The sequence below is a fragment of the Natrinema salifodinae genome (assembly GCF_900110455.1).
Lineage (GTDB): Archaea > Halobacteriota > Halobacteria > Halobacteriales > Natrialbaceae > Natrinema > Natrinema salifodinae.
The window spans coordinates 704,142-716,596 of record NZ_FOIS01000002.1 but is presented as its reverse complement, the minus strand read 5'-3'; the positions used below and the strand labels follow the sequence as shown (position 1 = coordinate 716,596).

At 67.1% G+C, this 12,455-nt stretch carries 12 protein-coding genes; 11 read left to right on the top strand and 1 reads right to left on the bottom strand.

The genetic code is table 11. The features are described from left to right. Positions 1-50: 50 nt before the first annotated feature. From BMY29_RS08935 to BMY29_RS08920, 4 genes are read left to right on the top strand one after another with little or no spacing between them, the layout of a single operon-like run. Entirely contained in the window at positions 51-617 is a 567-nt protein-coding gene (locus tag BMY29_RS08935) for a hypothetical protein (protein ID WP_049988994.1), read from the top strand. 47 nt (positions 618-664) lie between these two features. Beyond that, entirely contained in the window at positions 665-1,675 is a 1,011-nt protein-coding gene (locus BMY29_RS08930; RefSeq protein ID WP_049989083.1) for a TIGR00341 family protein, read from the top strand. A 34-nt stretch (positions 1,676-1,709) separates the two neighbouring features. After that, complete coding sequence (locus BMY29_RS08925) at positions 1,710-3,137, top strand: DUF7972 family membrane protein (protein ID WP_241471243.1); 1,428 nt, start codon at positions 1,710-1,712, stop codon at positions 3,135-3,137. Continuing rightward, the gene (locus BMY29_RS08920; protein WP_049988995.1) at positions 3,137-4,150 is read left to right on the top strand and encodes a beta propeller repeat protein; all 1,014 of its coding nucleotides are present in this window, start codon (positions 3,137-3,139) and stop codon (positions 4,148-4,150) included. The genes BMY29_RS08925 and BMY29_RS08920 overlap by 1 nt, the downstream gene beginning before the upstream one ends. Before the next feature lie 18 nt (positions 4,151-4,168). Here BMY29_RS08920 and BMY29_RS08915 read toward each other — a convergent pair whose 3' ends face one another. Continuing rightward, positions 4,169-4,441 carry a hypothetical protein gene (locus BMY29_RS08915; RefSeq protein ID WP_049988996.1) on the bottom strand — a complete coding sequence of 91 codons (273 nt, stop codon included), beginning with the start codon at positions 4,439-4,441 and terminating at the stop codon, positions 4,169-4,171. Between the two features lie 172 nt (positions 4,442-4,613). Here BMY29_RS08915 and gatB point away from each other — a divergent pair, with 172 nt between their 5' ends. The 7 genes from gatB to BMY29_RS08880 all read left to right on the top strand — a co-directional run bounded on the left by gatB (position 4,614) and on the right by BMY29_RS08880 (position 12,209). Further along, positions 4,614-6,110 carry an Asp-tRNA(Asn)/Glu-tRNA(Gln) amidotransferase subunit GatB gene (gene gatB, locus BMY29_RS08910; protein ID WP_049988997.1) on the top strand — a complete coding sequence of 499 codons (1,497 nt, stop codon included), beginning with the start codon at positions 4,614-4,616 and terminating at the stop codon, positions 6,108-6,110. Between the two features lie 185 nt (positions 6,111-6,295). Continuing rightward, entirely contained in the window at positions 6,296-7,258 is a 963-nt protein-coding gene (locus BMY29_RS08905; protein ID WP_049988998.1) for an MBL fold metallo-hydrolase, read from the top strand. A gap of 159 nt (positions 7,259-7,417) precedes the next feature. After that, positions 7,418-8,752, top strand: a complete 1,335-nt coding sequence (locus tag BMY29_RS08900) for an ABC transporter substrate-binding protein (RefSeq protein ID WP_049988999.1) — start codon at positions 7,418-7,420, stop codon at positions 8,750-8,752. 2 nt (positions 8,753-8,754) lie between these two features. Beyond that, a complete protein-coding gene (locus BMY29_RS08895) occupies positions 8,755-9,636 on the top strand; it encodes a branched-chain amino acid ABC transporter permease (protein ID WP_049989000.1) in 882 nt (293 codons plus the stop codon). After that, positions 9,629-10,747, top strand: a complete 1,119-nt coding sequence (locus BMY29_RS08890; protein WP_049989001.1) for a branched-chain amino acid ABC transporter permease — start codon at positions 9,629-9,631, stop codon at positions 10,745-10,747. Before BMY29_RS08895 ends, BMY29_RS08890 begins: the two co-directional genes overlap by 8 nt. Next, positions 10,744-11,472, top strand: coding sequence for an ABC transporter ATP-binding protein (locus tag BMY29_RS08885; RefSeq protein WP_049989002.1), 729 nt, complete (start codon positions 10,744-10,746; stop codon positions 11,470-11,472). Before BMY29_RS08890 ends, BMY29_RS08885 begins: the two co-directional genes overlap by 4 nt. Beyond that, a complete protein-coding gene (locus BMY29_RS08880) occupies positions 11,472-12,209 on the top strand; it encodes an ABC transporter ATP-binding protein (RefSeq protein WP_049989003.1) in 738 nt (245 codons plus the stop codon). Before BMY29_RS08885 ends, BMY29_RS08880 begins: the two co-directional genes overlap by 1 nt. The last annotated feature ends 246 nt before the right edge of the window (positions 12,210-12,455 follow it).

Sequence of the window (12,455 nt, the reverse complement as noted above, 5' to 3'; positions counted from 1 at the left end):
CCCGGGGTACCCGGTCGGACCGCACCGACGGTTCGATCGGCCCTCAACAGATGATCGGTGAACACGCGTTCTGTCCGACCAGCGGTGCATCTCTCTCGCGAGAGGTCCACTACGACGACCGCGGCCGCCCCGAGCGGGTGCCGCAGTCCGACGATCTCTCGCCGAACGCTACCCGCGACGCCCCGCTCACAACGGGGAAGCGCCGCTCCTCGCGGCGCGCACTCGTGACGTACTTCCGGCGGTGTCACCGCCGCCACGCGGACCCGAACGACGACCTCTACCGAAGCGCCGCGCTCGCGATCGACCGCCTCAAACGGGCGGCGTCGGGCCGCGAGGAGTGCGACGTCGTCGTCTGGTACGCGCTGGGCGACCGACTCGCCGGCAACGGGTTCGACGTGGCGTGGATGACCGCCCACGTCGAACCGCGCTGTCCGGAGTGTCACGGCCGACTGCAGTACGTCGCGGGTCCGGACGGGCCGATCGGGCGCTGCGGCGGCTCCTGTCGCGGCACTTGTGACGACCGGCTCGCGGCGGTCCGGGAGACGGTCCGCTCGCTGCTCGCCCGAACCTTTCCCGACGATCCGACCCCCGATACCGATGCGCTCACGTTACTGTGATCGATCGCGACGGGCACCGCTCGGCTCGCACCTCGAACGCCACGAATATGCGACTCCTGACGGTGCTTGCCGCCTCGCAGGCGAGTACCGACGAGGTCAGGACCGTCCTCGAGCGCTACGATCTCGAGTACAGCCTCACGGATCACACCGACGGCGAGCACCGAACGATCACCGTCCCCGTGCCCGCCCACGCGATCGAGACCCTGGAGGACGACCTGGCGTCGGTCGCCGGCGACGTCGCCATCGTCGTCGAGGAGCCGATGGCGATCGTCGGCAGCGGGTGGGACGACTCGCCCGCCCGGCGCGGCGAGTGGCTCTCGTTCGAGCGCATCTCCCGGAGCGAACTCCGGTCGAAGGCTCGCTCGCAGTTGCCCTCGCTGGTCATCTTCGCCGCGATGACGGCGATCAGCGGCGTCGTCGCCACCACGGGCGTCCTGCTGGACTCGCTGGCAGTTCTGGTCGGCGCGATGGTGATCGCGCCGCTGCTGGGCCCGGCGATGGCCTCGAGCGTTGCAACCGTCCTCGACGAGCGCCGGCTGTTCGTCCGCGGCGTCAAACTCCAACTCGTCGGCATCGGCGTGGCGATGACCAGCGCCCTCGCGTTCGCGACGTTCGCGCGGACGTCGACGGTCGTCACGGCCGCGGTCGACCTCGAGGCCAGTCTCGGCCTGGGCAGCCACGGCCTCCCGCCGTCGCTGCTCGTGACCGTCGCGGTCTGTTCCGGCATCGCCGGCGGCCTCGGGATGGCGACGACCGGCATCACGGACCTCATCGGCGTGATGATCGCGGCCGCGATCATGCCCCCGATCGGCGTCGTCGGCGTCGGCGTCGCCTGGCAGGAACCCGCGGCGGTGCTCGGCTCGCTCGTCGTCGTCGCGGTCAACCTCATCGCGATCAACGTCGGCGCGATCGCGACGCTGTGGACCGTGGGGTTTCACCCACCGGACCGCGCCCGAATCAGGACGACGCGGGGCGCGATCCTCCGCCGGCTCGCCCTGCTGACGGCGCTGTTGCTGGCCGCCATTCGACTCCTCGGGGCCGTCTCCGACGGCCTCTGAGCCGTCCCGACGACGCCCCGATCTCTACCTGCACATGACCGACGATCGAACGGACCGCGACGATCCGGAATCGCCCGAGCGCGTCGACGGCGCGGAGACCGTCGATCGCCGCTCGACCGAGGACCGCGACCGCGACGGTGACGGTACCAGCGACCGCGACGATACCGCCGCGGAGACCGATACGAAGGCCGATACCGAGTCCTCGATCGGGCTCTCGATCGTCGGATACGTCCTCCGGCTGCTGGTCGCCGCAGCGGTCGTCGGCGCTCGCATCGTCTGGGCCGGCGGCCGAATCACCGCACGCTACCTCGCCGATACCCCGTCGCGTCGCCGCGGCTGGCGGTGGGTCCTGCTCGAGGGCGATCGGCGGGTGATCGTCGGCGGATTCGTCGCCGGCGTGTTCGCCCTCGCGCTCGTCCTCGGCGTCAGCGACGTCATCGGCGTCCGGGAGAGCCGGTTCGTCACGACGATGTTCAGCACGATGATCGCGGGACTGTTCTCGTTCATCCCGATCGTCGTCTCGGTCAACCAGCTGATCATCTCCCGGCTGTTCGGCACGCCCGACCGCCTCACCGACCGCATCGACGGCGTCCAGGAGTTCCGCAGCCGCGTCGAGTCCCGGACCGAGGGCGACGGCGTCAGCCCCTCCGATCCGGCGCCGTTCCTCGCCCGCCTAGCCGGCACGCTCGGCAGTCGTGCCGACGAACTCGCGAGCGAGTGTGAGGACGCGGGTCGGCGTGCGGACGACGGGGACGCGAGCGAGCGCAGCCGACCCGGCGAGGACGGAGTCGACGGAACGCCGATCCGCGCCCTCGAATCGATCTGTCGCTTCGCGGAACGGACGCGCGAGCACACGAACGCCCTCTCCGTGCAGCTCACCGGCGGCACGGAGTCGGTGTTCGCCGTCGTGTTACCGACGATCGACCACGACTACGCCGGCGCCGCCAACGAGGCCAGGCGGCTCGGCCGTCGGTTCGACGGGGAGCTGTCCGACCGCGCGGCGTCGCTGCTCGCGGAGCTCCGCGAGCTGTTCGTCATCGCGGACGCGACGCGTCAGTACTTCACGACGATCTACCTCCAGCGCGAGCTCGCGCGGCTGTCGCGGTTGATCACCTACAGCGGCACCGCCGCGATCCTGCTCTCGTCGCTGGTCATCATGATCTACGCGAGCGGCTACCCGCCGGTCGCCTTCGAGGGGTGGCTGCTCGCGCTCGTGAGCCTGGCGCTCGCGGTCGCGTTCAGTCCGCTCGCGGTTCTCTTCGCGTATGTCGTCCGCATCTCGGCCGTCCTTATGCGGACCTCCGCGCCCGGCGCGTTCACGCCGCCAGGCGAGTTCCACCAGGCGCACGAGGCCCGAGGGGCGATTCGGCCGGGCCGGGACGAGACCAATACGGGAGCCGAGTCCGAAGAATCGACGCCGGACGACGCCGCCGCCGACGGCGGAGCGCGCGAGGGCGACTGATGCTCGATCGCACTCGCTCCCGGTCCCACTCTCGCCCCCGCCACACCCGACGCGCCGTCCTCGCGGCGGCCGGGGCCGCGGTCGGTTCGCTGTCGCTCGCCGGCTGTCTTGAGGACGACGTCGACGGCGAGTGGGTCCGCGCCGACGTTCCGACCGACGCGACGCTGTACGACGTGGTGCCGACGGCCGACGGCGCCTACGCGGTCGGCGAAGACGGCGTCGTCCTCGCCCGCGACGGCGGCGACTGGACCGTCCGCCTCGAGAACGGGGTCGGTGACGCGGGCGACGGCCTCCGCTCGGCGGCGGTCACGAGCAACGGGCGGGCGCTGTGGGTCGCCGGCGACAGCGGCGCGCTCGGCCTCTACGACGTTGTCGCCGATCACGTCGCGGACTTCTCCGCCCCGAACGGGAAGACGACGTCGTGGACGTCGGTCGCGGCCGCCGGCCTGGCCGGCGACGAGCGGCTGACGGTCATCAACAGCTCCGGGGAACTCCTCCGGGGGCGGCGCGACGGCGCCGACGTCTCGTGGGGCGACGTGACCGAGCCCGGCACCGGCTCGAGCGTCACCGACGTCGCCCTCACCCCGCTCGCGTACGGGTACGTCGTCGACACCGACGGCGGCGTCTTCGAGTCCCGCGACGGCGGCGTCGCCTGGTCCCGGATCGGAATCGACGGCGCGGCCGTCGACTTCGAGGCGGTCGCGGCGACCGATTCCGGCCACGTTTCGGTCGCCGGGGGCAACGGCGTCGTCTACCGCTACAACGGGGTCGCCTGGTCGCGGACGACGGTCGGCGAGCAGCCGATCGCGGCGCTCGCGCGGGACCGCGACGACGCGCTGGCGGTCTCGACGTCGGGAACGATCTACGAGCGCAGCTACGACGGCTGGACCGAACTCGCCGGACTCCGGCCTGGCAACGAACTGCTCGCGGTCGCGCTCGGGACCGCCCGGACGCCGCAACTGGTCGTCGGCGAGTCGGGGATCGTCTACGAACGGCGATACGATGACTCGTAGGCCGGGACGTCGGTTTGATCATTCATTTTCCGACGATTCCCCCGAATCGTCTCGAACGCTCGCCCCGGGCAGCGGGAATTCCGCATCCGCTGGTGCCGACCGCGAAGCCCGATCGTCCCGCTCAAGCAGATAGAGAATCACGCCCGTTCCAGCCGTGAGGGCGACGATCGCGAACCATCGGTCAGGATCATCCAGTCCCTTCCGTTTCGCGTCCTGCTGTACGATGAGCCCCAGCGCGACCGGGATAGAAGAGAGGGCAATGAGGAGCAATACGAGGACGATCGGTTTCATGTTATCTAGTTTGTCACCTTACCTAAGGTAGTTTCGGGTTATAAATTTTAAAATTGGGTGCAATATCTCTGTAATATATTCATCGATCCTATATTACATCCTGAGGAATGGTTCTCGTTGTGGTTACTAGGAGTCGTTACGCTTTACCCCGACCAGCCCGAATCGAGGCGCAATGACTGCCCAGACCGCCCAGCAGGCGGACCTCGTGACCGTCATCGGGCTCGAGGTGCACGTCCAGCTGGAGACCGACACGAAGATCTTCTGTGGCTGTTCGACCGAGCCGACCGACGAGCCCAACGAGCACGTCTGCCCGGTCTGTCTCGGCCTGCCGGGAGCGCTGCCGGTGTTGAACGAGGGCGCCGTCGAGGCCGCCGTCAAGATCGGGAAGGCGATCGACGCCGACATCCCCGAGGAGACCCGGTTCCACCGGAAGAACTACTACTACCCCGACCTGCCCAAGAACTTTCAGATCACCCAGTACGACGAGCCGATCTGTCAGGACGGCGACCTCGAGATCTCGGTCGAGGGCGAGCGCCGCACCGTGACGATCGAGCGCGCGCACCTCGAAGAGGACCCGGGCAGCCTCCAGCACGTCGGCGGCGGTGGCGGCATCGATTCGGCGGAGTACACCCTCGTCGACTACAACCGCGCGGGCACGCCGCTGATGGAGATCGTCACCGCGCCGGACTTCCGCAGCCCGAGCGAGGTGCGGGCCTTCCTCGCCGAACTCGAGGAAGTGCTCGAGTACCTGGGCGTCTTCGACGCCGAGCGCGACGGCAGCCTGCGGATCGACGCCAACCTCTCGATCATCCCCGCCGAGGAAATCGACGGCGAGAGCACCGACGAGATCGGCGCAGAGGCGCTGGCGGCCGCCAACCGCACCGAGGTCAAGAACATCTCGAGCCACAAGGGCGCGGAGAAAGCCCTGGCCTACGAGGAGACCCGCCAGAAGAACGCCATCCAGCGCGGCCGCGCTGTCGAGCAGGAGACCCGCCACTGGGACGAGTCACGCGGGATCACCGTCTCGATGCGCTCGAAGGAAGAGGAGAAAGATTACCGGTACTTCGAGGAGGCCGACCTGCCGCCGCTGCGGGTCTCCGGCTGGAAGGAAGAGATCGCGATCCCCGAACTCCCCTCGGCTCGCCGCGAGCGGTTCCAAGAGGAGTACGGCCTGAGCGAGGAGGCCGCCTCCAAACTAACGTCGACCAAACAGGTCGCCGACTTCTACGAGAACGTCGCCAGCGAGTTCGATCCCGACCTGGCGGCGACCTGGGTCGCGGACAACCTGCTGGGCGAACTCAACTACCGCGACATGGAAATCACCGAGATCGAGGGCCGCCTCGACGAAGTCACGCGCCTGGTCGAACTCGTCGCCGAGGACGAGATCACAGCCAAGAACGCCCGCGAGACCGTCCTCCGGTCGATGCTCGACGACGGCACGGGGCCGGACGAGATCGTCGACGAGGAAGATCTGGGCAAGACCGACGAGAGCGAGGTCCAGCAGGCCGTCGAGGAGGCGATCGACGAGAACCCCGACGCCGTCTCCGACTACGAGTCGGGCGACGACGGCGCGATCAACTTCCTCGTCGGTCAGGTCATGCAGAAGACCGGCGGCAGCGCGGACCCCGGCGACGTCAACCAGCTCCTGCAGACCGAACTCGAGGGGTAATCAGCGTCGACGGCCCGGTAAACCGCTCTTTCTACGCCGGTTCGGGAGTCTGTGCGGTCGTCAGTCGGTCGGCCGCCGACGTCCGTTCTCCACTCGTCACGCAGTCCGTCTCCGTATTCCTCTCGCCCGCCTGGCCGGTGCCGCTAGCCGACGAATTATTAGCGACCGGCGTGTGGGTAGTCGCCATGGACCGCATTCGACTCGGGAACGCGGAGTTCGAGGGGCAGAACAACGCGTACGTCCTCGCCGACGGCGACGACCTCGCGCTCGTCGACACCGGTATCGCGACCGACGCCGTCCGGCGCGACCTCCGCGAGGGGCTGGCCGAGCGCGGCTACGAGTTTGCGGACGTCGACGACGTCGTCCTCACGCACCACCACGTCGACCACGCCGGCCTGGCCGGCGAGATCCAGGCCGAAAGCGGCGCGACGGTGTCCGTCCACGAGGCCGACGCGCCGCTGGTCGCACAGGATCCGGACGCGGTCGCGGCCGTCGAGCGACGTCGGGAAGAGATCCTCGACGAATGGGGCGTGCCCGCGGACGCGAAGGACGAACTCCTCGCGTTTTTCGACTCGTTCGAGCACATAACGGGGCGGCCCGCCGATCCGACGCCGATCGCCGACGGCGACGTCCTCGACGTCGGCGGACGAACCCTCGAAGTGTTGCACGCACCGGGCCACGCGGCCGGCCTGTGCTGTTTCGAACTCGCAGACGGCGACCGAGCGTTCGTCGGCGACGCCGTCTTGCCGGTCTACACGCCGAACGTGGGCGGCGCGGACGTTCGCGTCGACCGTCCCCTCGAGAAGTACCTGACCGCGCTCCGGCGGATCGCCGACCGCGACTACGATCGGGTCTGGCCGGGCCACCGCGACCCCATCGACGACCCCACCGAGCGCGCGACGACGATCATCGAGCACCACCGCGAGCGGACCGAGGCGATCCTCGACGTGCTGCGCGACCACGGCCCGGCCGACGCCTGGTCGGTCAGCGCCGAACTGTTCGGCGATCTCGAGGGAATCCACATCGTCCACGGCCCGGGGGAGGCCTTCGCACACCTCGATCACCTCCGTCACGAGGGGATTGTCGCCGTCGAAGACGGCACGTACCGACTGATTAACGAGTGCGTTTCTCCGGCGAAGATCGTCTGAGAGGGAGGTTTTCGTCTCGAGTCCGGTGACGATCGACCGCAGTCAAACGACAATATTTCACGTGTTCACTATTGTCGGTCGGACCTTGCTAACTACCCTCATCTTTATTATGGGAGAATATGAAGTGGTGGATGAGAATCGGTAACGGAGTGGCATATAATGGCTAACGACGATAACAATACTTCGAAAACGTGTAGAATTGGTAAGACGTCCGTCGGGCGACGGACGTTCCTCGGCGCCGCGGGGGCCGGCGCCGTGGCGACGACGCTCGCCGGCTGTCTCGGCGGCGGCGACGACGACGGGTTCACGATCGGCCACCTCGCTCCGCTGGAGAACACCCAGGGGCTCGGCTCCGAGCAGAGCGCCGAACTGGCCGCCAAGGAGATCAACGACGACGGCGGAATCCGCGACGAGGACGTCGAGATCGTCAGCGCGGACACCCGGTCGGATCCGTCGACCGCCCAGGACGAGGCGTCCCGGCTCATCAATCAGGAGCGCGTCGACCTGCTCGTCGGGACCTTCTCCAGCGAGGTCTCGGTCAACATCATGGACATGATCGCCGAGAACGACGTCCCGTACATCGTCACCGGGTCGGCGTCGCCGGCGATCATCGAAAATTCGACCGGCTCGGACTACGAGGCGAACAAGAACATCTTCCGTTCCGGGCCGATCAACTCGTACTTCCAGGCCGAGGCGATGGGCGGATACGCCGACTACCTCTCGGACCACCACGGCTGGAACACGTTCGCGTACCTCGCGGACGACGCCGCATGGACGGACCCGTTCACGAACAACCTGCCCGACGAGCTGGAATCACGCGGCTACGACGTCGTTTACGAATCGGAGCTGTCGACCGGGATCGACGACTTTAGCACGGTAATGAGCGACCTCGAGTCCGAAGAACCCGACGCCGTCTTCCGATTCTTCGCCCACATCATCGCGACGGACATGCTCGCGAGCTGGCACCAGCGCCAGGCCGGGTTCGGCATCGAAGGGATCCACGTCGCGTCCATGACGCCGGACTTCTACCAGCTCTCGGAGGGGACCGCGACCTTCGAGACGACGTCGCAGTCGGGCGCCGCCGGCACGACCGCCATCACGGACAAGACCCTCGACTTCGTCGACGAGTACCAGGCGTTCACCGAGGACGACGACGGCGCGCCCGATCTCCCGATGTACATGGGATTCAACACCTACGACGCGATCTACCTCTACCGGGAGGCCGTCGAGGAGGCCGGCACGGCCGATTACGAGAGCGACCTCGACGACATCGTCGACGCGATGCTGGGGCTGGACTACACGGGGACCGCCGGCGAAATCTCGTTCTACGGCGAGGGTGACGAGTACCCCCACGACGTGCAGGAAGAACGCGGCGAGGGCGACGCGATCACGAACTTCCCGATGACCCAGTGGCGACCCGAGGGCGGCCTCGAGTGCGTCTACCCCGAACAGCACCGGACGGCAGACCACGTCCAACCCGAGTGGATGAGCTAGGCATGCTCGATTCGATCCTCTCGATACTGATCACCGGGGCGATGATCAGCGCTCTCTACGCGCTCATCGCCATCGGATTCACCATGATCTTCGGCGTCGGCGGCGTGTTGAACCTCGCCCACGGCGCCCTGATCATGGCCGGCGCCTACGTGTTCATGATCCTCAGTCGCGACCTGGTCTGGGAGTCGATCGCGTTACCGCGGCTCGTCGTCTTCCCGCTCGCGGTCGCGGGCATCGCGCTGTCGTCGTACGGACTGTACGCCGGCCTGGTCCGCTACATCGAGGACAACCCCGTGATCACGTTCCTCGCGACGGTCGTCGTCGCCACGATGACGACCGAAATCGCGCTCGGAGTCTTCGGCGACCAACCGTACGCCTACACGGTCGTCGGCGGCCAGGCGAACATCGTCGGCACGTCCGTCTCGTACAACGATCTGACCGGCTTCGTCCTCTCCTGGATCGCCATCGGGCTGCTGTGGTACTACATTACCCGGACCGACGGCGGTCGATCGATCCGCGCCGCGTCGATGAGCGAGCGGGGCGCACAGCTTACCGGCGTCGATCTGGATTCGGTCCGGACCCGCACGTGGCTGATCGCCGGCGGGCTCGCGGGCCTCGCGGGGATCTTCCTCGGCGGGGACCAGGCCGCGACGCCGCTGATGTGGCTGGACCCGCTCGCGCTGGCCTTCATCATCGTGGTGATCGGCGGCATCGGCTCGATCAAGGGGTCGATCGTCGCCGCGTACCTGATCGGATACACCGAGACGCTGACCGTCTCGATGCTGGGGCAGAGCTTCCGCGGGATCCTCTCGCTGGTCATCCTACTCGTCGTGCTGTTCCTGCTTCCGCAGGGACTGTACGGGAGGGAGTACGTCCATGAGTGAAGGAGTACAACGGCTCGGACGGCTGCGCAGTACGGTTCGGCAAACGATCCTGCTCCCGAGCGGGCGGGCCGCCGCGCGCGCCCTCTCGCCGGTCGATCGAGCGCTGCGGCCAGGCGCGGACCTCTTCAATCGGTACCTCGGATCGTACTTCGGCGAGGTGACCGGGCTCCAACTGGGGCTGCTCGTCGCGTCGCTCGTCGCGCTCGTCTCCGTTCCGGCGTGGGCGCCGCTGCTCGTCGGCAACTACATGCGGACGCTCGCGCTCGCCTGCATCTGGGCGATCTTCGCGATGGGCTGGGACGTCCAGAGCGGCTACACCGGCTACATCAGCTTCGGTCACTCGGCGCTGTCGGCCGCGGCCGGCTACACGACGGCGCTGTTGGCCGTCTCCCTCAGTCCGGTGCCGAGCTTCTGGGTCACCATCCCGGTCTCGATCCTCGCGGCGCTCGTGTTGGGCCTGCTCATCGGGCTGCCCTCGCTGCGTCTGTCGGGCCCATACTTCTCGCTGGTCACGTTCGTCGCCGTGCTCCTGTTCTACCGGCTGACAATCGGGTTCAGTGAGACCCTCGGCGGCGAAAACGGGTTCCAGGCGGTCGAGGTGTTCACCTGGGACTTCACCGAGCGGTACTTCCTCATGCTCGTGCCGATGTTGTTCATCGCGGCCGCACTCACGTTCGTCGCCCGGTCGAACGTCGGGACGGTACTCGTCGCGATCCGCGAGAACGAACGCGCCGTGTCGGCGGCCGGGCTCGACCCGACGAAGTTCAAGCTTTGGTCGTTCGCGCTCAGCTCGATCACGATGGGGATCGGCGGCGTCCTGCTGGCCCACTTCGGCGGGAACGTCGACCCCGCGACCTTCGTCGTCGTCGATCGGAGCATCGAGATGATCGCGATGGCGGTCATCGGCGGCATGAGCTCCGTCCTCGGCCCGATCGGCGGCGCGTTCCTCTTCGTGCTGTTGCGCGACGAGATCCTCCGGCTGTGGTTCGGCCACTCGACGCGCTGGGTCATGCTCTGGCTGCTGGTCCTGCTCGTCCTCGTGTTCGCCCGTGACGGGCTCTTCCGCCGGATCTGGCACACCGTCGGCTCGATCGGGGGTGATCGCAAGTGAGCCTCCTCGAGGTCGACGGCCTCACGAAGACGTTCGGCGGCCTGATCGCCGTCGACGACTTCTCGCTGTCGGTCGAGCGCGGCGAGATCGTCGGCCTGATCGGCCCGAACGGGTCGGGGAAGTCCACGGTGTTCAACTGCATCATGGGCCTCTACGACGTCACCGACGGGACGGTCCGGTTCGACGGCGAGGACATCACCGACGACGCGACCCACGAAGTGGTCAACAAGGGCCTCTCGCGGGTCTCCCAGGAGTCGAACCCGATCGACTCGATGTCGGTCGCCGGCAACATCGAGCTGTTCACGCTGCCGAACAGCATCGTCTCGTTCCACGGCGGCGCGAGCGAGGCGGAGATCCGCGAGTACGCCGCGCGCATCGACATCGAAGACGAACTCGACCAGATGCCCGGCGAGTTACCTCACGCCGACGTCCGCCGGCTCGAGATCGCCAAGGCCCTGGCGACCGAGCCCGAGCTGCTGTTGCTCGACGAGCCGTTCGCCGGGATGAACCAGGCGGAGATCGCCGAGCTGTCGGCGCAGATCGAGCGCTTCCGCGAGGAGGGAATGACGATGGTCGTGGTCGACCACAACATGGGCGGGCTGATGGATCTGGTCGACCGGGTCGTCGTGCTCAACAACGGGGACTTCCTCGCGGCGGGGACCCCCGAAGAGATCGCCGAGAACCAGCGAGTCCAGGAGGCCTACCTCGCCGGGGAGGGACTGTAATGACTGACACGAACGGAACCACGAACGCGATACTCGACGTCGATGACCTCGACGTCTACTACGGCAAGTCGCACGCACTGAAGGGCGTCTCGCTGTCGATCGAACCGGGCGAGATCTACGGCGTGATCGGTCCGAACGGGGCCGGCAAGACGACGATGCTCAACGCCATTGCCGGCTTCGTCGACTACGAGGGAATGATCCGCTACGACGGAACGAACCTCGCCGCCGTGAACCCGCAGCAAATCGTCCGGAACGGCCTCGTCTACTGCACCGAGGACCGGGATCTGTTCCCGTACTTCTCGGTCCACGAGAACCTGCTGATGGGTGCCCAGTTCCGCGACGACCGCGACGCGGTCAAAGCCGACCTCGCGATGGTCTACGACCTGTTCCCGCGGCTCGACGAGCGCCGCGAGCAGGAGGCCGAGACCATGAGCGGCGGCGAGCAACAGATGCTCGCGGTCGGCCGGGCGCTGATGAGCGACCCCGATCTGTTGATGCTCGACGAGCCGACGCTCGGGCTCGCGCCGGTCATCATCGAGGACATCGGACGGGCCCTCGAGACGCTCCAGCAAGAGGAGGGGCTGACGATCCTGCTGGCCGAGCAGAACTCGACGTTCGCCCTGAACCACGCCGAGCGGCTCTCGCTGATCGAGACCGGCGAGATCGAACTGTCCGGCACGTCCGCGGAGTTCCACGACAACGAGTACGTCCGCGAGGCGTACGTCGGGGTCCATTAACAGTAACTAGCAGCACGGTTTCTTTATTCGGGACTTCTCGTGAAAGTCGCGGTAAGTACGGACGGAGGAGCTACCGATGTCGCTACTTATCTGTCCGGCAGCTATCAAGTACAGCGTGCTGAATACAGAGTATGGATGCAGCAGATCGACATCGTTTCTTCCAAGCGATTTGTGCTGAACCAACTGCTCAGTAGACTTGCAAACTTATCGAAGAAGTCGGATTGCCAACAGGATCAATACAGGAAT

Bases quoted from the DNA above. Each gene is read 5' to 3' on its own strand.
- BMY29_RS08925 (WP_241471243.1), top strand. From the start codon at position 1,710: ATGACCGACGATCGAACGGACCGCGACGATCCGGAATCGCCCGAGCGC.
- BMY29_RS08900 (WP_049988999.1), top strand. From the start codon at position 7,418: ATGGCTAACGACGATAACAATACTTCGAAAACGTGTAGAATTGGTAAG.
- BMY29_RS08880 (WP_049989003.1), top strand. From the start codon at position 11,472: ATGACTGACACGAACGGAACCACGAACGCGATACTCGACGTCGATGAC.
- BMY29_RS08915 (WP_049988996.1), bottom strand. From the start codon at position 4,441: ATGAAACCGATCGTCCTCGTATTGCTCCTCATTGCCCTCTCTTCTATC.
- BMY29_RS08935 (WP_049988994.1), top strand. From the start codon at position 51: ATGATCGGTGAACACGCGTTCTGTCCGACCAGCGGTGCATCTCTCTCG.
- BMY29_RS08895 (WP_049989000.1), top strand. From the start codon at position 8,755: ATGCTCGATTCGATCCTCTCGATACTGATCACCGGGGCGATGATCAGC.
- BMY29_RS08905 (WP_049988998.1), top strand. From the start codon at position 6,296: ATGGACCGCATTCGACTCGGGAACGCGGAGTTCGAGGGGCAGAACAAC.
- BMY29_RS08890 (WP_049989001.1), top strand. From the start codon at position 9,629: ATGAGTGAAGGAGTACAACGGCTCGGACGGCTGCGCAGTACGGTTCGG.
- gatB (WP_049988997.1), top strand. From the start codon at position 4,614: ATGACTGCCCAGACCGCCCAGCAGGCGGACCTCGTGACCGTCATCGGG.
- BMY29_RS08930 (WP_049989083.1), top strand. From the start codon at position 665: ATGCGACTCCTGACGGTGCTTGCCGCCTCGCAGGCGAGTACCGACGAG.
- BMY29_RS08920 (WP_049988995.1), top strand. From the start codon at position 3,137: ATGCTCGATCGCACTCGCTCCCGGTCCCACTCTCGCCCCCGCCACACC.